The organism is Bradyrhizobium sp. RD5-C2 (assembly GCF_019972155.1).
Taxonomy (GTDB): Bacteria; Pseudomonadota; Alphaproteobacteria; order Rhizobiales; family Xanthobacteraceae; genus Bradyrhizobium.
Genome location: NZ_BOVL01000022.1, coordinates 54,988 through 75,431 on the forward strand (window position 1 = coordinate 54,988; position 20,444 = coordinate 75,431).

At 64.4% G+C, this 20,444-nt stretch carries 14 protein-coding genes, 1 tRNA gene and 1 pseudogene; 9 read left to right on the forward strand and 7 right to left on the reverse strand.

What is annotated here, in order from left to right; all coding sequences use genetic code 11:
• Positions 1-98: 98 nt before the first annotated feature.
• The 4 genes from BraRD5C2_RS29065 to BraRD5C2_RS29080 all read right to left on the reverse strand — a co-directional run bounded on the left by BraRD5C2_RS29065 (position 99) and on the right by BraRD5C2_RS29080 (position 5,189).
• Positions 99-1,211: a CaiB/BaiF CoA transferase family protein gene (locus tag BraRD5C2_RS29065; protein WP_223974498.1), complete on the reverse strand. Its 1,113-nt coding sequence runs from the start codon at positions 1,209-1,211 to the stop codon at positions 99-101.
• 248 nt (positions 1,212-1,459) lie between these two features.
• Entirely contained in the window at positions 1,460-2,260 is an 801-nt protein-coding gene (locus BraRD5C2_RS29070) for an FAD binding domain-containing protein (RefSeq protein WP_223974500.1), read from the reverse strand.
• Between the two features lie 13 nt (positions 2,261-2,273).
• Positions 2,274-4,613 carry a xanthine dehydrogenase family protein molybdopterin-binding subunit gene (locus tag BraRD5C2_RS29075; protein ID WP_223974502.1) on the reverse strand — a complete coding sequence of 780 codons (2,340 nt, stop codon included), beginning with the start codon at positions 4,611-4,613 and terminating at the stop codon, positions 2,274-2,276.
• Positions 4,614-4,703: 90 nt separating this feature from the next.
• On the reverse strand, positions 4,704-5,189 hold the full coding sequence (locus tag BraRD5C2_RS29080) for a (2Fe-2S)-binding protein (RefSeq protein ID WP_097675807.1): 486 nt from the start codon (positions 5,187-5,189) through the stop codon (positions 4,704-4,706).
• A gap of 404 nt (positions 5,190-5,593) precedes the next feature.
• Here BraRD5C2_RS29080 and BraRD5C2_RS29085 point away from each other — a divergent pair, with 404 nt between their 5' ends.
• The 4 genes from BraRD5C2_RS29085 (at position 5,594) to BraRD5C2_RS29100 (ending at position 10,216) form a co-directional block, all read left to right on the forward strand.
• Complete coding sequence (locus BraRD5C2_RS29085) at positions 5,594-7,309, forward strand: PQQ-dependent dehydrogenase, methanol/ethanol family (protein ID WP_223974504.1); 1,716 nt, start codon at positions 5,594-5,596, stop codon at positions 7,307-7,309.
• A gap of 26 nt (positions 7,310-7,335) precedes the next feature.
• Complete coding sequence (locus BraRD5C2_RS29090) at positions 7,336-8,538, forward strand: c-type cytochrome (protein ID WP_308444455.1); 1,203 nt, start codon at positions 7,336-7,338, stop codon at positions 8,536-8,538.
• A gap of 138 nt (positions 8,539-8,676) precedes the next feature.
• Entirely contained in the window at positions 8,677-9,357 is a 681-nt protein-coding gene (locus tag BraRD5C2_RS29095; RefSeq protein WP_223974509.1) for a response regulator, read from the forward strand.
• Between the two features lie 118 nt (positions 9,358-9,475).
• Positions 9,476-10,216 carry a LuxR C-terminal-related transcriptional regulator gene (locus BraRD5C2_RS29100; protein WP_223974511.1) on the forward strand — a complete coding sequence of 247 codons (741 nt, stop codon included), beginning with the start codon at positions 9,476-9,478 and terminating at the stop codon, positions 10,214-10,216.
• Here the strand turns inward: BraRD5C2_RS29100 and BraRD5C2_RS29105 are convergent.
• Both BraRD5C2_RS29105 and BraRD5C2_RS29110 read right to left on the reverse strand, forming a co-directional pair.
• The gene (locus BraRD5C2_RS29105) at positions 10,211-11,584 is read right to left on the reverse strand and encodes an ATP-binding response regulator (protein ID WP_223974514.1); all 1,374 of its coding nucleotides are present in this window, start codon (positions 11,582-11,584) and stop codon (positions 10,211-10,213) included. The genes BraRD5C2_RS29100 and BraRD5C2_RS29105 overlap by 6 nt on opposite strands.
• Positions 11,581-12,753, reverse strand: coding sequence for an FIST N-terminal domain-containing protein (locus BraRD5C2_RS29110; RefSeq protein WP_223974516.1), 1,173 nt, complete (start codon positions 12,751-12,753; stop codon positions 11,581-11,583). Before BraRD5C2_RS29110 ends, BraRD5C2_RS29105 begins: the two co-directional genes overlap by 4 nt.
• Positions 12,754-13,219: 466 nt before the next feature.
• On the opposite strand from BraRD5C2_RS29110, the gene BraRD5C2_RS29115 reads away from it, so the two are divergent.
• From BraRD5C2_RS29115 to BraRD5C2_RS29135, 5 genes are all read left to right on the forward strand, one after another.
• Positions 13,220-15,253: a methyl-accepting chemotaxis protein gene (locus tag BraRD5C2_RS29115; protein ID WP_223974518.1), complete on the forward strand. Its 2,034-nt coding sequence runs from the start codon at positions 13,220-13,222 to the stop codon at positions 15,251-15,253.
• 368 nt (positions 15,254-15,621) lie between these two features.
• Positions 15,622-17,064: an MFS transporter gene (locus BraRD5C2_RS29120; RefSeq protein WP_374708060.1), complete on the forward strand. Its 1,443-nt coding sequence runs from the start codon at positions 15,622-15,624 to the stop codon at positions 17,062-17,064.
• A 3-nt stretch (positions 17,065-17,067) separates the two neighbouring features.
• A complete protein-coding gene (gene otsB / locus BraRD5C2_RS29125) occupies positions 17,068-17,901 on the forward strand; it encodes a trehalose-phosphatase (protein ID WP_374708057.1) in 834 nt (277 codons plus the stop codon).
• Between the two features lie 202 nt (positions 17,902-18,103).
• On the forward strand, positions 18,104-19,555 hold the full coding sequence (locus tag BraRD5C2_RS29130) for a trehalose-6-phosphate synthase (RefSeq protein WP_223974522.1): 1,452 nt from the start codon (positions 18,104-18,106) through the stop codon (positions 19,553-19,555).
• Positions 19,556-19,992: 437 nt separating this feature from the next.
• Positions 19,993-20,082, forward strand: a tRNA-Ser gene (locus BraRD5C2_RS29135).
• 68 nt (positions 20,083-20,150) lie between these two features.
• Here the strand turns inward: BraRD5C2_RS29135 and BraRD5C2_RS39725 are convergent.
• Positions 20,151-20,408, reverse strand: a pseudogene (locus BraRD5C2_RS39725) (RidA family protein); the annotation flags it as partial.
• Between the last annotated feature and the right edge of the window lie 36 nt (positions 20,409-20,444).

A 20,444-nucleotide genomic window follows, 5' to 3' on the forward strand; every position in this document is an offset into this window, starting at 1 on the left:
AATTGATCGAGCATGCGGGATGGTAGTCCCGCGGAAAGATCGCGCGTCATAACCACGTTTCGTGGTTATGGGTCCCGGCCTTCGCCGGGACGACGGAGCTACTTCCCCGCCTTCCACGCACTCGTCACGTCACCGATGCTCGCCAACTCCGGCTCGCGGATCGCGGACGGCGTGCGCGAGAAGCGCGGCGCGGGGGCGGGCTGGGTGACGCCGTGACGCTCGACGAACACCTGGCGCGCCGCCATGTGCGGATGCTTCGGAGCCTCTTCCATGGTCAGGATCGGGGCGAAGCAGATGTCGGTGCCTTCCATGATTGTGCACCAGTCGGCGCGCGACTTGTTCTTGAACACCTTCTCCAGCTTCGCCTTCAGCGCCGGCCAGGCCTTGCGGTCCATCTGGGCGTCGAAGTCGGCGTCGGTCAGGTCGGCATGCTTGCGCAGCAGCGCATAGAACTGCGGCTCGATCGAGCCGATCGAGATGAAGTTGCCGCAGGAGCATTCGTAGACGCCGTAGAAATGCGCGCCGCCGTCCAGGAAGTTCTGGTCGCGGCCGCCGCTCCAGCGGCCCTGCGCCGCCATGTCGTAGAACATCGACATCAGCGAGGCCGCGCCGTCGCACATCGCGGTGTCGACCGCCTGGCCCTTGCCGGACTTCTGCGCTTCCAGCAGCGCAGCGAGCACGCCGACCACGAGATAGAGCGCACCGCCGCCGAAATCGCCGACCAAATTGAGCGGCGGCACCGGCTTCTCCTTGGTGCCGATCGCGGCCAGCGCGCCTGTGATCGAGATGTAGTTGATGTCGTGGCCGGCGGCGTTGGCCAGCGGGCCTTCCTGGCCCCAGCCGGTCATGCGGCCGAAGACCAGCCTCGGATTGCGTGCGAGCACGACATCGGGGCCGAGGCCGAGGCGTTCCATCACGCCCGGACGAAAACCTTCGATCAGCGCATCGGCATGGCTGAGCAGGTCGAGCACTTCAGCGATCGCCGCCTTGTTCTTGAGGTCGAGCTCGATGACCTTGCGGCCGCGGGTTGCCACCGCCTTCAAATTCTTGCCCGCGCCGACCCGATCGAGGGTGATGACCTCGGCACCCATGTCGGCGAGCAGCATGCAGGCGAACGGGCCGGGGCCGATGCCGGCGAATTCGACAATGCGGAAGCCGGCGAGCGGGCCCGAGGTGCGGGCAGCGGTTTGGGAGGCGGGTTTATCGAGCACGTTGTTATCCGTTCGTTGTGGGCGTTAAGCGGCTGAGGTGCTTACGGCTGGCTTGGTGCCGAATGTCATGCGTTCCCCCAGCCGTCCGTGGGACGGTATTTTTAATTAGCTGATTAGCTAAATTGTCTCGCCGAACGCGCGATGAGGCAAGCGTCTTTTGCCAGGAAGCGCCGGTAAAACGAGGTGCCTGCAAAACGCGAACGGCGCGCATCGCTGCGCGCCGCCGCTCGACTTGTGTTTAGGCGCTATCAGCCGGCGGCAGTCACCGCCCGCTGTCCCATCACCTTGATCAGGTTGGCACGATAGTCCGCCGAGCCGTGGATGTCGGCGAGCAGGCCGCTCGCCGGAATCGTGACGCTGTCGAGCGCCGAGGCCGCCCAGTTCGCCTTCAACGCCTGCTCGATCGGCGCCACCCGCATGACGCCGCTTTGCGACGCACCGGTCGCGGTGACGCGGACGTCACCCGACTTGGTCTTGGCGACGAACACGCCAGTCAGGGCGAAGCGCGAGGCCGGGTTCGGAAACTTGGCATAACCCGCCTTGGCCGGAATCGGGAACGAGACCGCGGTGATCATCTCGCCATCCTCGAGCGCCGTCGTGAACAGGCCCTTGAAGTAGTCATCCGCCGCGATCGAGCGCTTGTTGGTCTTGACCGTCGCGCCGAGCGCCAGCACCGCCGCCGGATAATCCGCCGCCGGGTCGTTGTTGGCGAGCGAGCCGCCGATTGTGCCGCGATGACGCACGGCGGGATCGCCGATCATCGACGCCAGATGGGCAAGCGCAGGGATCGCCTTCTGCACGGCGTCGCTCTGCGCCACGTCGTAATGCGTGGTCGCGGCCTTGATGGTGACGGTGTCGCCGGACACGTCGATGCCGATCATGTCCTTGATCTTGGCGACGTCGATCACATCGGATGGGGCAGCAAGGCGCTGCTTCATCACGGGGAGCAAGGTCTGTCCGCCGGACAGGAACTTGGACTCCGTGCCCTTGGCGAATTGCGCCACAGCATCGTCGATCGAGGAAGCGCGGTGATAAGTGGTCTCGTACATGGCTCTTCCTCCCTCAACCGTGAATGGCGTGCCAGACGCGATCGGGCGTCGCCGGCATTTCCAGCTTGTTGTTGCCGATGGCGTCCGTGATCGCGTTGATCACGGCAGCAGAGGCGCCGATCGCGCCGGCTTCGCCGCAGCCCTTGACGCCGAGCGGGTTGCCCGGACACAGCGTCGTGGTGTGGGAGAGCTGGAACGACGGCAGGTCGTCGGCACGCGGCATGGTGTAGTCCATAAACGACGCGGTCACGAGCTGACCGGTGTCGTCATAGACCGCGCCCTCGAGCAGCGCCTGGCCGATGCCCTGCGCAAGGCCGCCATGGACCTGGCCCTCGACAATCATCGGGTTGATCAGCCGGCCGAAATCGTCCGCCGCCACGAAGTCGACGAAGGTGGTCTTGCCGGTGCCGGGATCGACCTCGAGCTCGCAGATATAGGCGCCGGCCGGGAAGGTGAAGTTGGTCGGGTCGTAGAACGCCGTCTCCTTCAGGCCGGGCTCCATGCCGTCGGGCAGGTTGTGCGCGGTGTAGGCCGCGAGTGCGACCATCGGCAGCGCGATCGCCTTGTCGGTGCCGGTGACCTTGAACTCGCCGTTCTCGATCACGATGTCGCTCTCGGAAGCCTCGAGCGCATGCGCCGCGATCTTCTTGGCCTTGGCTTCGACCTTCTCCATCGCCTTCACGATCGCCGCACCGCCGACCGCGATCGAGCGCGAGCCGTAGGTGCCCATGCCGAACTGCACCTTGTCGGTGTCGCCATGGACGATCGAGACCTGGCTGATCGGCACGCCGAGCCGCTCGGCGATGATCTGGCAGAACGTCGTCTCGTGGCCCTGGCCGTGGCTGTGCGAGCCGGTGAGCACCTCGATGGTGCCGACCGGGTTGACGCGGATCTCCGCCGATTCCCACAGACCGACGCCGGCGCCGAGACTGCCGACCGCCTTCGACGGCGCGATGCCGCAGGCCTCGATGTAGCAGGAGACGCCGATGCCGCGCAGCTTGCCGTCGGCTTTCGCCTTGGCCTTGCGGGCCGGGAAGCCGGCATAGTCGATCGCCTTCATCGCCGCATCGATCGAGGCGTGGAAGTCGCCGATGTCATACGCCATGATCACCGGCGTCTGATACGGGAACGCGTTGATGAAGTTCTTCTTGCGCAGCTCGGTCGGATCGACCTTCAATTGCCGCGCCGCGGTCTCCATCATGCGCTCGAGCAGATAGCTCGCCTCGGGACGGCCGGCGCCGCGATAGGCGTCGACCGGCGTGGTGTTGGTGTAGACGCCGATCACCTCGGCGTAGATCGCCGGGATCACATACTGGCCCGACAGCAGCGTCGCATAGAGATAGGTCGGCACCGCCGAGGAGAACAGCGACATGTAGGCGCCGAAATTGGCGTGGGTCTTCACCCGCAGGCCAAGGATCTTGTTGTCCTTGTCGAACGCCATCTCCGCCTTCGAAACATGGTCGCGGCCATGTGCGTCGGTGAGGAAGGCCTCCGAACGGTCGCCGGTCCACTTCACCGGGCGGTTGACCTTCTTCGAGGCCCACAGCGCCACCATCTCTTCCGGATAGATGTAGATCTTGGAGCCGAAGCCGCCGCCGACGTCGGGTGCGATGACGCGCAGCTTGTGCTCGGGCGCGATGTTGTAGAACGCCGACAGCACGAGGCGGGCGACGTGCGGGTTCTGCGAGGTGGTGTAGAGCGTGTAGTGCTCTTCGGCCTGGTCGTATTGCGCGACCGCCGCGCGCGGCTCCATCGCGTTCGGCACCAGGCGGTTGTTGGTGAGCTCGAGCGTCACCACGTTGGCGGCCTTGCTGAAGGCGTCGCCGACCGCGGCTTCGTCGCCGATATGCCAGTCATAGACGATGTTGCCGGGGGCTTCGGGATGCAGTTGCGGTGCGCCCGACTTGATCGCGGCCCTGACGTCGGCCACCGCGGGAAGTTCTTCGTAGTCGACGACGACGGCTTCCGCCGCGTCCTTGGCCAGGTTCTTGGTCTCGGCGATCACGACTGCGACGGCCTGTCCGACGAAGCGCACGGTCTCCGGCGCCATCGCCGGCCACGCGCCCATTTTCATCGGCGAACCGTCCTTCGAGGTGATGGCCCAGCCGCAGATCAGATTGCCGACCTTGTCGTCGACGATCTGCTGTCCGGTCAGCACCGCGATCACACCGGGCATCTTCATGGCCTCGGTGGAGTCGATGCCCTTGACCTTGGCATGTGCATGCGGGCTGCGGATGAAGTGAGCGTAGCTCATGCCCACCATCTTGACGTCGTCGACGTATTTTCCTTGTCCGGTAATGAACCGGCGATCTTCCTTGCGCACGACGCGTGCGCCAATTCCTTCAACACCCATAGTCTAGTCCTCCCAACGGAGATTCGATTTGCCGCCGTTTCCATCGAGACCGGCGGTGATGAGCTTGATCGTGTGTACTGCGTGGGCCGGCTATTCGGCGGCCTGCGCGACCTTCATGCGGCCGGCGGCATCGAGCACCGCCTTGACGATGTTGTGGTAGCCGGTGCAGCGGCAGATGTTGCCTTCAAGCTCGTGGCGAACCGTTTCCTCGTCGAGCTTGCCGCCATGGCGGTGCACGATATCGACCGCGGACATGATCATGCCGGGGGTACAATAGCCGCACTGCAGGCCGTGATTGTCGCGGAACGCCGCCTGCATCGGATGCAGCTCGTCGCCCTTGGCGAGGCCTTCGATCGTGGTGACGTTGGAGCCGGCGGCCTGGCCGGCCAGCATGGTGCAGGATTTCACAGCCCGCCCATCGACATGGACGACGCAGGCGCCGCACTGGCTGGTATCGCAGCCGACATGGGTGCCGGTGAGGTTGAGGTTTTCGCGCAAGAGATGCACGAGGAGGGTCCGGTCCTCGACGTCGACCGAAACCGCCCTGCCGTTTACCGTCAGTTTGACTGTAGACACGCGTTTCTCCCAATAGCTTCGTTATGGGCCCAGTAGACCACGCTTCATTTGGGACGTAACCGCGATCAAAGTCGTAGGTGCGGCCCTGTCGTGAAGGCGCCGGGCTGTATTTCCGATCCTAGCAGGCAGCCGTTCGAGGGGCAATTTGCAAGCTGCCATGGGCATGCTCCGGCGAGACGAAATCACGCCGCAGTGCAAGCGGTTTTCGGCAGGCGGATGGTGTGACGGCGCGCCGAAAATCGCCGCCGCGATTGCTACTACCTTCCGCCTATAACGACGCAATTGCGTTGCTGTCATTTTCATTGGCGACGCAGCGACAGCAGATCGCTGGTTCATGAAATTGGGTATCGATCCGCGCGCGCGATGCATCCATCGCGGCAACGAAACCATATTGGAGGAAGCCAATGAAGCTGAGGAGCGGGATTTTCTTTGCCGGTGTGTCGCTGGTTGCCATGGTGATGGCAGGCATCGGCGCGTCAAAAGCGAATGATTCCGTCGTGAAGGCGGCATCCGATCCGAACGGATGGGCGATCGCCGGCCACGACTACGGCAATACGCGCTTCAGCCCCCTGAAGCAGATCAATTCCGAGAATGCCGGCAAGCTGCAGCTGGTCTATTCGCTGTCGCTGGCCTCGCTGCGCTCCAACGAGTCGTCGCCGCTGGTGATCGGCAAGACGCTGTATGTGTCGACATCGTGGGGGCCGAAATACGTCTATGCGGTCGATGCCGCGACCGGCGCGCGCAAATGGACCTGGCAGCCGGACATTCCGGATGACGTGCTTCAATACGCCTGCTGCGACGTCAATAACCGCGGCGTGTCCTACGCCGACGGCAAGATCTTCGTCGGCCGGCTCGACGGCAAGCTGACCGCGCTCGACGCCGAGACCGGCAAGGAGCTCTGGACCTCGACCGTCGTCGACTACAAGCAGGGCTCGGTGATCACCTCGCCGCCGCTCATCGTCCGCGACAAGGTGATCACCGGCTTCGGCGGCGGCGAATACGGCGTTCGCGGCTCGTTGCAGGCGTTCTCGCTCAAGGACGGCAAGCTGCTCTGGCAGACCTACACGGTGCCGGCGCCGGGCGAACCCGGCAGCGACACCTGGAAGGGCGACACCGGGCTGCATGGCGGCGGCGCCGCCTGGCTGGTCGGCTCCTACGACGCCAAGTCCGACACGGTCTACTGGGGGACTAGCAATCCGGGACCCTGGAATACCGGCGTGCGCTCCACCGGCGACGGTAATTTCGGCAAGCTGACCAACCTTTACACCGCCTCGACGCTGGCGATCGATCCGAACACCGGCAAGATCAAGTGGCACATCCAGGGTACGCCGGCTGACGCCTGGGATTATGACGGCGTCAACGAGCTGCTGCTCGCCGACCTCAAGATCAAGGGCAGCGAGACGCCGGTCCTGATGAAGGCGGACCGCAACGGCTTCTTCTTCGTGGCCAACCGCGAGACCGGCAAGATGATCTCGGCCGAGAAGTACGTCTTCGCCAACTGGGCCAAGAAGTGGGACATCAACACGATGCGGGCGGAAGAGGATCCGGACAAGCGTCCGGGCCCCGGCCATCCCGCCAAGGACATCTGTCCGAACCTGATCGGCGGCAAGAACTGGCAGCCGATGTCGTTCAACCCGCAGACCGGCCTCGTCTACATCCCGACCAACAATGTCTGCATGGATTGGTCGGTCTCTGACGTGAACTACAAGCGCGGCGTGTTCTACCTCGGCGCCGAATTCCCGACCAAGGAAGGCCCCGGTGGCTTCCTCGGCGAACTCGTGGCCTGGGATCCGGTCGCCAACAAGAAGGTGTGGAGCATCAAGGAAGACCTGCCCTTCAACGGCGGCACGCTGACGACGGGCGGCAATTTGGTGTTTTCGGGCAATCTGCACGGCGATTTCCGCGCCATCGATGCCAAGAACGGCAAGGTGGTGTGGACCAAGAACCTCGGCAGCGGCATCGGCGCGGGTCCGGTGACCTATTCGGTCGACGGCAAGCAGTATGTCGCGATCGTGGTCGGACGCACCGCGGCGCTGCCGGCCTTCCTCGGTGACATCGGCAAGAAGATGGTCGCCGCGGCGCCCGAAGGCGGCTCGCTGTTCGTGTTCGCCCTGCAATAACGATCGTCAAGGAGGCAGCATTGTCCGTGTCTTGCATCGCCCGAAACGAACTGCGCACCCCCTCGCGCAACACGCGGTTGGAACATGCGATCCGGACCGTGCTGCTCTCCGCCTTCCTTATGGTGCCGGCCCTGGCGGCCGGCGCCGAGGAGGCAAAACCGCCGCTGCGGCTCTGCGCCGACCCGACCAACCTGCCGTTCTCGAGCGACCAACCGGGCAAGCCCGGCCTCTATCTCGAGATCGGCCAGGCGGTGGCGCAGAAGCTCGGCCGCACGGTGAGCACCAATTGGTACAAGTCCTATTTCGGCAAGCGCACCGTTCGGGAGACGCTGCTCAGCAAGCAGTGCGACGCCATGGTCGGCCTGCCGCTGATCGACGATTTCATGGGCCCTTCGGTGATCTTCTCGAAGCCGATTGCCCATGAAGGTTACGCGCTGGTCGGCGGCAAGGATCGCAAGCTCGCCGGCATCGACGACCTCAAGGGATTGCGGGTTGCGGTGCAGTATCAGTCGACGCCGCAAAATCTGCTGGCGCTGCGTGACGACATCCAGAAGGTCACCGTGCTCAGCCCGGAGGAGGGCATGGCGGCCCTCGAACAGGGCAACGCGGACATCGCCTTCATCTGGGCGCCGGTGGCGGGCTGGCTCAACAAGACGACCTATGGCGACAAGTACCAGATCGTGTCGACCGAGGGTGACGGCCTGCTCTGGGCGACCGCGATCGGCTTCGCCAAGGCGTCCGGCGCGCTGCGCGATGAAGTCGACGGCGTGCTGCCCTCGCTGCAGCCGGAGATTTCCGCCCTGTTTGCCAAATACGGTGTGCCGGACGGCGCTCCGGTGAAGTTTGGCCAGGCGGATCGGGCAACGACGTCGTCCACTGGCGCGGCCGAGCCGGTGACCGTCGGGCAGGCGGCCGCGGCCGACAAACCGGTTCAAACAGCTGCAACCACCGGGGATGCCAAGGGTGATGCCACCGCGGGGCGGGAGGTCTTCAACGGCACCTGCGCGCATTGTCACGGCCCGGATGCGGTGCAGGCCGAGCGAAAGATCGATCTCAGGCTGCTGAAGAAGCGCTATGCTGACGACATGGAAACGACATTCTGGAAGACGGTCCATGACGGGCGGCCGGCCAAGGGCATGCCGGCCTGGAAAGACGTCTTCAGCGACGACGAGCTCAGAAACGTATATGCCTATCTGCAGAGTGTGCAGGATAGCGGCGGATCGAACTAGCTGCCGCGATCCGCAATAGAAGCGTTTTCGAGCGAAGTGGACACCGGTTCGCGTGAAGACAACGCGTCAAAATGAGAATCGAGAGCCCCGTTCCGATTCAATCGGAACGGAAAAGGCTCGCGCAGTGCGAGGGTCCTCATGATGAGGTTCCTGATCATCGACGATCACCCCCTGTTTGGGGAGGCGCTTGGCAACGCCATCCGCATCTCGCATCCCGATGCCCGGATCTATGAGGCCACCTCGATCAAGGGCGCGCTTGGTATCCTCGCCAGCGAGCCGAATATCGACCTCGCGCTGCTCGATCTGCTGCTGCCCGACGTCGTCGGCTTCTCCGGCTTCCAGAAGATCAGGGATCGCTATCCGCGGCTGCCGATTGCCATCGTCTCCAGCGAAGAGGACAAGCACACCATCCGCGAGGCGCTGGAAATGGGCGCGGTCGGCTATCTGCCGAAATCGACCTCGCTCGGCGAGTTGTCGCAGGCGATCGCGCGTGTGCTGAGCGGATCGGTCTCGGCGCCGCGGGATTTCGTCGCGGTCGGCGCGCTGGATCAGTCCGAGTCGGCGCGGACGCTGCGCGAGCGGATCCAGAAGCTGACGCCGCAGCAAGTTCGCGTGCTGCATCTGATCATCCGCGGCCTGCAGAACCGCGAGATTGCCTCCGAGCTCAAGCTCGCGGAATCCACGGTGAAGGCGCATGTCACCGAGATCCTGCGCAAGCTGAAGCTGTTCAGCCGCAACAAAGCGATCATCGAGCTCGGCAAGATTCCGCTTCCCGTCTTTGAAGCCAGCTCGGTTGCGAAGGCAGAGAAGGCGCCCTAGGTTGCTGCGCTGCAAGGCGAGGGCATCCGGCATGCTACCTATAGGCTGCCGGTCGGCTTTGAGATAATGTCCTGCGCACAATGGCTGTCATGAGCATCCGAGGGAGGACGGCGCAGCATTGACCACGACCGCGCCCCTGGCGGACGAGCCGCCGGTCGATCAAGCGGGTGCGCCTCGACTGCTGATCGTCGAGGATCACCCGCTGTTCCGTGCTGCCCTGATTGGTGTGATCGGGGCCGAGTTTCCCGACGCCGAGGTGCTGCAGGCGACGTCGATCGATGGCGCGCTCGACGTGATCGCCGCGCGCGAGGGCCTCGATCTGATCCTGCTCGATCTGTCGATGCCGGGCACCACGGGCCTGCTCGGTGCCTACCGGGTGCGGGCCGCCGCGCCGCGCAGCGCGCTCGTGATCGTGTCGGCGCATGACGATTCCCGGATCATCGGCGGCGCGATCTCGCTCGGGATTTCCGGATTCATTCCGAAGTCGACGCCGAAGCTCGAGCTGGCACGGCTGCTGCGCGGCATTCTCGAAGGCGAGGTGTGCCTGCCGACGCGTTTCCGCGATTCGGCTGCCGCCCGGAAGGGCCAGGCCGACACCAAGCAATTGGTGCAGCAGCTCGGCCAGTTCACCGCGCAGCAGCTTCGCGTGCTCGACATGATCTGCCGCGGCCTGCAGAACAAGCACATCGCCTATCAGCTCGATATCTCGGTCACCACGGTGAAGGTGCATGTCTCCGAGATCCTGCGCAAGCTCGGCGTGCGCAGCCGGACCGAGGCCATCATCGCGCTGTCGAAACTGGATTTCGGCAAGCACGACCACGCGCCGGTGACGGCCCCGCCGCCCGGTGCGGACTCATAACCGCGCGCCCGACTGCTCCGCCGCCAGCAGGAACGACAGCAGCGAGCGCATCTCGGCCGGCTTGATCGGCTTCTTCAAGAGTTCGTGGCCGAAGGCCGAGACGTCGGAGGCGGCCTTCGCCGAGTAGTCGGCGGTCACGATGATCGCCGGAACCTTGGCGTTGATCTCGCCGCGGATCACGTCGACGGCCTGGATGCCGGTCTCGCCATTGTCGAGATGCAGGTCGGCGATGATGGCGTCGGGAATGCCGTCCAGCGCGTGGATGCGCTCGAGCGCCTCGGTCTTGGAGATCGTCACGGCGACGTCGCAGCCCCATTTCTCCAGCAGATGGGCGAGGCCTTCGGCGCTCGACAGGTCGTTCTCGATCAGCAGGATCTTCGCGCCTTCCATGCCGCCATAGCGATAGTCGACGCTGGCCTGTTCGCGCACCGGGATCGCAACCGGATCGAGGGTGCGGGGCACGGTGACCGAGAACACCGAGCCCTTGCCGGCGAGCGAACTCAGCTTGATGTCATGGCCGAGCAGGTCGGCAAACCGGCGCACGATCGAAAGACCGAGACCGATGCCGGCCTTGTCGCCGGCGCCGGCGTCGCCACGCTGAAACTCGACGAAGATGGCTTCGCGTTGGGCCTCCGGGATGCCCGGCCCGGTGTCATGCACCTCGATGCAGATGTCGTCGCCCTGGAGGCGGCATCCCATCAGCACGGTGCCGCGCTGGGTGTAGCGCAGCGCATTGGCCACAAGGTTCTGCAGGATCCGGCGCAGCATCAGCGGATCGGAGCGCACCACCGCCGATGACGGCATGATCTTGAAGCCAAGGTTGCGCTTCGCGGCGGTAGCTACAAATTCGTGCTCAAGCGGCTCGAACAGCGAGGCGATCGCGACCGGACCGAATTCGGGCCTGAGCACGCCGGCATCGAGCTTCGAGATGTCGAGCAGCGTCCGCAGCATGTCTTCCAGCGTCGCCAGCGAACGGTCGATCTGATCGGTCAGCGCGCCGCTCTTCGGCTCGCTGGCCATCTCGGTCAGCGCGGACAGCGTCAGCCGCGCCGCATTGAGCGGCTGCAACAGGTCGTGCGTCACCGAAACCAGCACCGATGATTTCAGTGAGCTTGCCGCCTCGGCCTGCTGCTTGGCCTGCAGCAGGCGTCCGTTGGTTTTCTCCAGCGATTGCAGCGCCTGCTTGAGCTGCTGGGTGCGGTCGCGCACCTGCTGATCCAGCGCGATGGCGGTCTCGAACAGCGAGAAAGCGTTGAGCTGCTGGTCGGTCGAACGTTCGACGCGCGACATCAGCGCGGCGTTGATCTTGCGCAGCTTCTCGGCTTCGCGTTCGAGGGCCGCAATGCGCGTGGTCTTGCTGTCGGTCATTGCGGGGCGACAGCCCGCTTGCCGATGGCGATGCCGGTCAGCGTCTGGTTGACATGCATGGAGCGATACTGCTCGCCATAGGTCTGAAAGCCAATCACTTTGTTGCGGCGATAGAGTTCCGACATCTCCCGCGACAGCTGGCGCTGCTCGACATCGAGCCGGCGCAGCACGCATTCGAAGCCGATGAACATCGAGACCTCGCCGAGTTCCTCGGTCAGTTCCTGGAGCAGGCGGCTCGTCACGTCGATCGGGTCGCGCTCGCGCGCCACCGTCAGCACCATTCCCTCGTCGATGGCGCAGAAGAATTGCAGCGACCCGTCCGGATTGGTGCGCTGGATCGACCGCGCGTAATAAGCGCCGCCGACACGCACCAGGACCGGATGCGCGGCGAACGAGAACAGTTCGAGCTTGCTGTCGCTGAGGCCGACGGCGCGGGAATATTCCAGCGCGGCGGGCTCGGCATTCAATTCCTTGACGATGCGGTGCTCGATGTCGGCCTCGGTCACCACCATCTTGGTCGAGGTCGGCTCGAAATGATCGCATTTGAAGGTGCGGAACGGCAGCCGCGTCCGGATCAGGATCAAGACGGCGGCGTCGGTATGGGCCTGACCGCCGTGGAAGACCCACGACTTCTCGAAGCGCAGGCCGTCGCCGGCGGAGCCGCCGACCACCGGAATGTCGCCGAGCGATGCATAGATCGCCGACATGATGGTTTCCTCACGCTGGCACATGCCGTCGATGAAGAGCAGCCCGAAGGAATCCTCAGTGTGGTCGCAATGCTCGGTGCGTTGCGCGAATTCGCTTTGCAGCTCGGTGCACATCGAGCGGCCGTGATCGACCCGGAACGTCGCGAGATCGAACAGCGGCCGGGCCGCGATGACGAAATCGGCGGCGATAAAGCCCATCGCGACGACGCTGTCCTCATCCCAGCCGCCGGGCGACAGTTCGCCGGCCGTGGTGCAGCCGAAGATCGGGACGTCGGGCATCCGGCTGGACAACTCGGCAATGAACGTTTGCGGGTCATAGAACGGCGAGACGAACACCACGAGCATCGCGAGATCGGCCGCCGCCAATTGGCGCGCGATCTCGTCGGCCGCTTGCCGCGGCCCGTCGGTCTTTGCCTGCACCACGACAATGCTGTCGGTGGCGCTGCCGTTCTGCTTCGCCAAAGGTGTTCTCCCTGACCAGAATTTTTTGTTTTTCTTGGCGCGGCCTGTCGTGACAGCACGGGTCGTAAGGGCATACGGGCCATGCCGCGATTTGGTTGCGGTCAGGCCTGCCGGTATCTTCTAGGTCGTGAGGGGAAATGTCATGGGCCGGGCGACTTTGCCGGCAGCTGCGCTCGCCGCAAGCGCCAACGGCGCCGCTCGACGCGATGACATGGGACACCTCCCGATGTGTTCTCCCGGCCCGGGCAGGGACAGGGTTGATCGGTTCTAAAGTATCGGGCCGGACCCGCGCGTCAATGACCTTGCCCACCCCCCGAGCCCGACCAAGGTAGTAGCGCGCCGAATTGGCTGACCCTGTTGCTCATTTACCGGGCCTTATTGATTCTGCCTTAGTTTTGCCCTCCGGGGGCTGGGGCTGGTTGCTGCCGGACCCCGCGTGGTTTTCAGAATGAAGACGGGGGTTGGAATGCCGGGACTCAAGCGATCGCTGTCGATCAGGTTCCCAACCCTCAGATTTCAAGCCAAGATCATGCTCGGCTTTGCCGTCACGCTGGCGCTGTCGGCGGCGACCATGGGCTTTGCCTATATGGGCTTCGAGCGGGTCTCCGCCGGTGTCGGCTCCTACCGCCAGAGCGTCGCGGAAGCCGATCTCGCCCGCAACATCGATCGCGAATTGATCTCCTACCGCTCGCTGGCGCGCTACTACGTCGCCACCGGCAAGGAGGACGACGCCAAGGCCGCGCTCGCCGCCGAGGCCAGCCTGAAGGATGCCATCGTGGCGTCGATGAAGGGCACCACCAATCCGGCCCGGCTCGAGCAGATCACCAAGCTGGAGCGCGAATTCCGCGCCTTCACCAAGATCTTTGCCGAGATCGTCCGTATCAAGGACGACAGCGCGCAGACCGCGCAGAACAGGCTGGTCCGCAGCGCGACCTCGATGCGCTACAAGCTCGACGATCTGCCGAGCAATGCCGATGATTCCGAGCTGCAGTCGATTCAGTTCGGCGCCAAGAAGGTCGCCGACCAGCTGCAGTCGATCACCGGCGCGGTCAACACGTTCGTCGTCAACGGCGACAAGACCGTTGCCTCCAGCGCGCTAGCCCGGCTGAAATTCGCCGATAATCTCATGAAGGGGATCACCTCTAAGAACGAGCGGATCAGCCAGGGCGTCAAGGACATCACCGGGCTGCTTGAAGAGTATCGCGAGGCGCTGGCCAAGCTGATCGCGAATGCGAAGTCGATCGACGAATTGACCGTCGAGATGACGGAATCCGCGGCCGCCATCAGCCAAGGTGCGGCGGCGATGAAGTCCGACCTGCTCGCCGACCAGAAGCGGCTCGAGACCGAATCGCATTCCATGATCGGCGAAACCGAGCAACTGATCCTGATGCTTGCCGCCGGCAGCTTGGTGCTCGGGCTGGTGTGGGCCTTCCTGCTCGGCAAGGGCATTTCGCGGCCGATCGCGGCGATGTGTGCGGCGATGCGCGAGCTTGCGGCCGGCAATTTCGACGTGGTGCTGCCCGGCCTCGGCCGTCGCGACGAACTCGGCGAGATGGCCGGCGCAGTCGAAGAGTTCAAGGTCCAGGCGGTCGCCAAGGCCGAGCGCGATGCCGCGACCCAGGAAGCGCAGAACAAGGCGAGCGCCACCGCACGGCGCGCCGAGCTCATTCGCTTCGCCGACGAATTCGAATCCGCCGTCGGCTCGATCGTCTCCAACGTGTCGGCTTCCGCCGTGCAGCTCGAATCCGCGGCCGGGACGCTGACCCGCACTGCGGAGACCACGCAGAACCTGTCGAGCCAGGTCGCCGGCGCCTCCGAGGAGGCCTCCAGCAACATGCAGTCGGTCGCGTCCGCGACCGAGGAGCTGTCGGCGTCGGTCGACGAGATCGGCCGCCGCGCCAAGGAATCCAGCCAGATCGCCGATTCCGCCGTGCGCCAGGCCGAGCAGACCGATGCCCGGATCGGCAAGCTCTCGCGCGCTGCGCAGGAGATCGGCGACGTGGTCAAGCTGATCACGGCGATCGCCGAGCAGACCAACCTCCTGGCGCTGAACGCCACCATCGAGGCTGCGCGTGCCGGCGACGCGGGCCGCGGCTTCGCGGTGGTCGCCTCCGAGGTGAAGTCGCTGGCGAGCCAGACCGCGCGAGCCACCGACGAGATCTCCACTCACATCTTGGGCATGCAGGCCGCGACGCAGGAATCGGTCGCCGCGATCAAGGAGATCGGCGGCACGATCGGGCAGATCTCCGGGATCGCGACCAACATCGCGAGCTCGGTCGAGCAGCAGAGCGCGGCAACGCAGGAGATCGCACGCAGCGTGCAGAACGTCGCGCAGGGCACCCAGGAAGCCGCCTCCAGCGTCACCCAGGTCAACCGCGGCGCCACCGAGACGGGAGTCGCCTCCGAAGAGGTGCTGAACTCGGCCCGCTCGCTGTCGGTCGAGAGCTCGCGGCTGCGCGAGGAACTCGACCGCTTCATGGCGAACATCCGCGCAGCGTAAGCGGCGCGCTGGTCTATCCATCGTCGTCCTGGCGAAGGCCAGGACCCATAACCACCACACGTTATTGTTGCCCGTGCAATTCGCCGCGCGCCCATTGCCATGGCCGCGGCGTATGGGTCCTGGCTTTCGCCAGGACAACAAAATCAATTCCGCACGAACTGTTTCGTCGATCTAGCGACTTCCCTCGCCTTGCCGCATTGCGGGAACCCTTGCCGGGCTGCGGCGTTGACGTCGCGTGGCGGGCACTCCGTTTGCCGCAATCCTGGGAGGGAGAGCCTTGGAACACAGCGTTCCGGGGCGTTTCTCATTGGTCCATTCTGATGACACTGCAGCGGACACAGTTGAGCTCTGCGACGACGCATGCGGCGATGGCGCTAGTCACGTCAAATGACGACCGCATCATCGAGACCTCGATCCCACTTCGGCTCGACAATCTCAGCTGGAGCGGTTTCCACACCCGCGTCGTGCTGGCGCTCGGCATTACCTGGATCCTCGACGGGCTCGAAGTGACGCTGGCGGGTGCGCTGTCGGGCGCGCTGAAGGAGAGCCCGACCATGAGCTTCTCCAACGCCGATGTCGGGCTTGCCAGCAGCGCCTATCTCGCCGGCGCGGTGCTCGGCGCGCTCGGCTTCGGCTGGCTCACCGACCGGATCGGCCGCAAGAAGCTGTTCTTCATCACGCTCGCGCTCTATCTCTCGGCGACGGCTGCGACCGCGCTGTCGTGGAACGTCGCGAGCTACGCGCTGTTTCGCTTTCTCACCGGCGCCGGCATCGGCGGCGAATACACCGCGATCAATTCGACCATCCAGGAGCTGGTGCCGGCGCGCTATCGCGGCTGGACCGATCTCGTCATCAACGGCAGCTTCTGGATCGGCGCCGCGATCGGTGCGGTGAGCGCCATCGTCCTGCTCGATCCTGCGTTGCTTGCGCCTGATCACGGCTGGCGGATCGCCTATTTCACCGGCGCCGTGCTCGGTCTCGTCGTGCTGCTGATGCGGATGTGGATTCCGGAAAGCCCGCGCTGGCTGATGATCCATGGACGCCCCGAAGAGGCCCACAGGATCGTCGCCGATATCGAGACTTCCGTGCTCGGTCACGAACAGCCGGGCGAGGGCTTCGAGAAGATCAAGATCCGGATGCGCGATCACACGCCGCTGCGCGAGGTCGCGGTGACGCTATTCTCGACTTACCGGCAGCGCTCGCTGGTCGGGCTGACGCTGATGGCCGCGCAGGCATTCTTCTACAATGCGATCTTCTTCACCTTCGCGCTGATCCTGACCGATTTCTTCGGCATCGCCGCCAGCAATGTCGGCTGGTACATCCTGCCATTCGCCGCCGGCAACTTCCTCGGGCCGCTGCTGATCGGCCGCCTGTTCGACACGGTTGGCCGCCGCACCATGATTGCGCTGACCTATGGCATCTCGGGTGTGCTGCTGGCGTTGTCCGGCTACCTGTTCTCGATTGGTGTGTTCAGCGCGCAGACCCAGACGATCGCCTGGATGGTGATCTTCTTCTTCGCCTCGCCGGCGGCGAGCGCCGCCTATCTCACCGTCAGCGAGACGTTTCCGCTGGAGGTCCGCGCGCTCGCGATCGCCGTCTTCTATGCGGTCGGCACCGGCATCGGCGGCGTGATTGGACCCGCGCTGTTCGGCGTGCTGATCGACACCGGATCGCGCAACAGCGTGTTCGCCGGCTACCTGCTGGGGGCGGCACTCATGTTGGTCGCCGCAGCCGTCGCATGGCGCTATGCCGTCGCGGCCGAGCGAAAACCGCTCGAATCTGTCGCGCGACCACTGGCATTTGTGGAGTAGACTATGACGAAGCATGAATTGGCCGAAATGCCCCTGGATGACGACTTCACCCCTGATGCGACGACCGGCAGCATGCCGGCGCCGGCATCGCTGATTCCGCCGCTGGATCGCACCGCGGTGCTGCTCGACATCGACGGCACCTTGCTCGATTTTGCGCCGACGCCGCGCGAGGTCTGGGTGCCGCCGGAGCTCGCGACCACGCTGAAGCAATTGCACGATCGCACGGGCGGCGCGCTCGCGCTCGTCAGCGGCCGCTCGCTCAACGATATCGATCTGATCTTCGCGCCGGAGCAGTTTCCCGCGGTCGGCGGCCATGGCGCCGAGATGCGGCTGCAGCCGGACAGCGAGGCGGTCGCCGCGCACGCGCCACCACTGGACAAGGAATTGAAGCGCCGCCTCGCTGCGATCGCCAAGCTCAGTCCCGGCATTCTGCTCGAGGACAAGGGCTATTCGCTGGCGCTGCACTATCGGCTGGCGCCGCAGGCGGAGAGGGCGATCTACGAGGCGGTCTCGCTGATCCGCGCCGAGCTGCCGAATGCGCCGATCGAGGTGTTGCCGGGCAAGAGCGTCTGCGAGATCAAGCATTCCGGCTTCACCAAGGCGACCGGCGTGCTCGAGCTGATGACGCATGAGCCCTTCAAGGGACGTCTCCCGTTCTTCATCGGCGACGACGTCACCGATGAGACCGTGTTTGCGATCATGCCCGATTTCAACGGTCTCGCCTTTTCAGTCGGCCGTCGCGCGACCGGCGTCGCCGGACATTTCGATGGGCCGAGCGACGTGCGCGCGTTTCTCGCGCAACTGCTCGACGATGATAGGGATGTCAGGCTGTCCTAACAGAGTCACATTCATCGCAGCCGAGTCGAATGCGGTGCTTTTGCGTCGTTGCGTCAACCTCGCATGAAATTTTCTTTTCGCGAGTTCCCGCGAGTTCCTTCTCGCTTCGTCAGAATTTGGTTTCATTTGGGAGATTCCTTGGTCAGGAACCATCTTGATGAATGGTTGTTAATACGCGAGTTGACCAACAGGAGGGGACCGGGTGAACCTCGTCGTCGTATCGAACCGCGTCTCGCGCGGAAAACCCAATGAACCCATGACGGGGGGGCTGGCTGCGGCATTGTTGCCGGTGGTGGAAAAGACAGGGGCAATCTGGGTTGGTTCCAGCGGACGCGTCCGCGACGGGAACCACAAGGAACCTTTTGCAGAGGTCGAAGCTCTCGGTGCGGGCGCGCTGGCGATGCTCGATCTGCCGGCTGCGCACTATGGCGGCTACTACGAAGGCTTTGCCAATTCGGCGCTGTGGCCCGCGATGCATTCGCGCGCCGACCTGATCCGTGCCTCGCACGAAGACTATAACAGCTATCGCGAAGTGAACGCGTTCATGGCGCGCGCGCTGCTGCGCTTCCGCAAGCCTGATTCCGTGTTCTGGATTCAGGACTATCATTTCCTCGCGCTTGGTGCCGAGCTGCGCGATCTCGGCGTCACGCAGCCGATCGGCTTCTTCCTGCACACGCCGTGGCCGGCGCGCGCGGTGATCGCCGGCGTGCCCAATCATCGCGAGCTGATCGAGGCGATGCTGTCCTATGACCTGATCGGCTTCCAGACCGATGAGGACTGCGAGAACTTCCTTAGCTATGTGCAGAACGATCTCGATTTCGCGGTGCGCGACGGTGTGATCAGTTCGTCGTTCGGCCGCACCCGCGCTGCGGTGTTTCCGATCGGCATCGATCCCGGAAAATTCGCGCAGCAGGCGACCAAGGCGATGATGCATCCCGACGTGACGCGGCTGCGGCGCAGCCTCAACGGCGAGAAGCTCGCGATCGGCGTCGACCGGCTCGACTATTCCAAGGGCCTCGTCAACCGCATCAAGGCGTTTGACCGGATGTGGGCGCTGCATCCGAACCTGAAGCGTTCGGTGTCGCTGCTGCAGATCGCAACGCCCTCGCGCGGCGCGATCGAGGCCTACGGCAATCTCGCGAGCGAGGTGGCGAAGCTCGTCACCGACGTCAACGGCGTGCATGGCGAGGTCGACTGGACGCCGATCCGCTACCTCAACAAGGGCTTTGGCCAGGGCGTGCTCGCAGGCCTCTATCGCACTGCGCAGGTCGGCGTGGTGACGCCGTTGCAGGACGGCATGAACCTTGTCGCCAAGGAATATGTCGCCGCGCAGAACCCGGCCGACCCCGGCGTGCTGGTGCTGTCGAAATTCGCCGGTGCGGCCAACGAACTCGACGCCGCGCTGCTGGTCAATCCGCACGACATCGACGGCATGGCGCGCACCCTGGCGACCGCGCTCGCGATGCCGCTGACCGAACGGCGGATGCGCTGGGAAGCCATGATGGAGAAGCTCAACAGCGGCACCATCCAGCAATGGTTCGCCGATTTCATCGAGGCGCTGCAAGACACGCACAATGCGGGTGCCGCGGCGCTGCCGGAGCCACCCAGTCTGTGGCGGCGCCGCACGGCGGATCTTGCCGCGCGATATCACTGAGCTAGCACTGGCGTTGCAGGATGGGCGCGCGTTATTTGCCCATCCGCTACTCCGTCGTCCCGGCGGAGACCGGAACCCATACGCCGTGGCGGATGTCGTGAACGGGACTCGTCGTTCCAGCGTGGCGCAACAATCGGTATTTCGCCCCCACGAACCCCTGAGCAAAGGTAGAAAGCTCGGAGGCAAAGCCGCATGCGCCAGTTGCGCAATCGCGTACCCGGGAGTGGCAAGGATCGGCCGATCGATTGTATGGCCTGATTTGCGCCGGTCCTTGACCTGCCAGCGGCCAAAATCGCGTGCCACGGCAAGCGATGTCGCCGGGCGACGCTGATGTCGCCGCCAATTTACCTAATATTTTCAATCCATTGGGGAAATTTCACGCTCCGGCCCCGCGCTCCCTTGCAAAATCCGCCTCAGCCCTTCAAGAGAGGCCTCCCGGAGAGATGGCCGAGTGGCTTAAGGCGCACGCTTGGAAAGCGTGTGTGCGGGAAACCGTACCGTGGGTTCGAATCCCACTCTCTCCGCCATTTGCGCGATTCTGTGCGCCAGACTTGGCGTCCATGAATATTTCAATGCGAGCCGGGTTGAAGCCGTCATAGTCGGCCAAGAACGCCGTGGTCTTCACGATATCCGAGAGTGAGGCGCCATGTTTGCGCAGCACGCGCGCGATGCGCTCGAATATCCGGCGGGTCAGGAGTTCGACGTTATCGCGTGCGTCCTCATCGACGCAAAGGCTTCCTGACAAGAACAGCAGATCTCCGCTCGGTCCGAGCGGGACGCGGCGGCCGTCGGCGACGACACGGGATTCAAGCGGCGGAAAGGCATCTTGATGGTGCGCGCCGCGCCGCTTCATCTCGGCCTCTGACCAGGAGACACAGTCGATTTGAGT

Coding starts and splice junctions, on each gene's coding strand:
- BraRD5C2_RS29095 (WP_223974509.1), top strand. CDS start 8,677: ATGATGAGGTTCCTGATCATCGACGATCACCCCCTGTTTGGGGAGGCG.
- BraRD5C2_RS29075 (WP_223974502.1), bottom strand. CDS start 4,613: ATGGGTGTTGAAGGAATTGGCGCACGCGTCGTGCGCAAGGAAGATCGC.
- BraRD5C2_RS29070 (WP_223974500.1), bottom strand. CDS start 2,260: ATGTACGAGACCACTTATCACCGCGCTTCCTCGATCGACGATGCTGTG.
- BraRD5C2_RS29120 (WP_374708060.1), top strand. CDS start 15,622: ATGGCGCTAGTCACGTCAAATGACGACCGCATCATCGAGACCTCGATC.
- BraRD5C2_RS29105 (WP_223974514.1), bottom strand. CDS start 11,584: ATGACCGACAGCAAGACCACGCGCATTGCGGCCCTCGAACGCGAAGCC.
- BraRD5C2_RS29085 (WP_223974504.1), top strand. CDS start 5,594: ATGAAGCTGAGGAGCGGGATTTTCTTTGCCGGTGTGTCGCTGGTTGCC.
- BraRD5C2_RS29115 (WP_223974518.1), top strand. CDS start 13,220: ATGCCGGGACTCAAGCGATCGCTGTCGATCAGGTTCCCAACCCTCAGA.
- otsB (WP_374708057.1), top strand. CDS start 17,068: ATGACGAAGCATGAATTGGCCGAAATGCCCCTGGATGACGACTTCACC.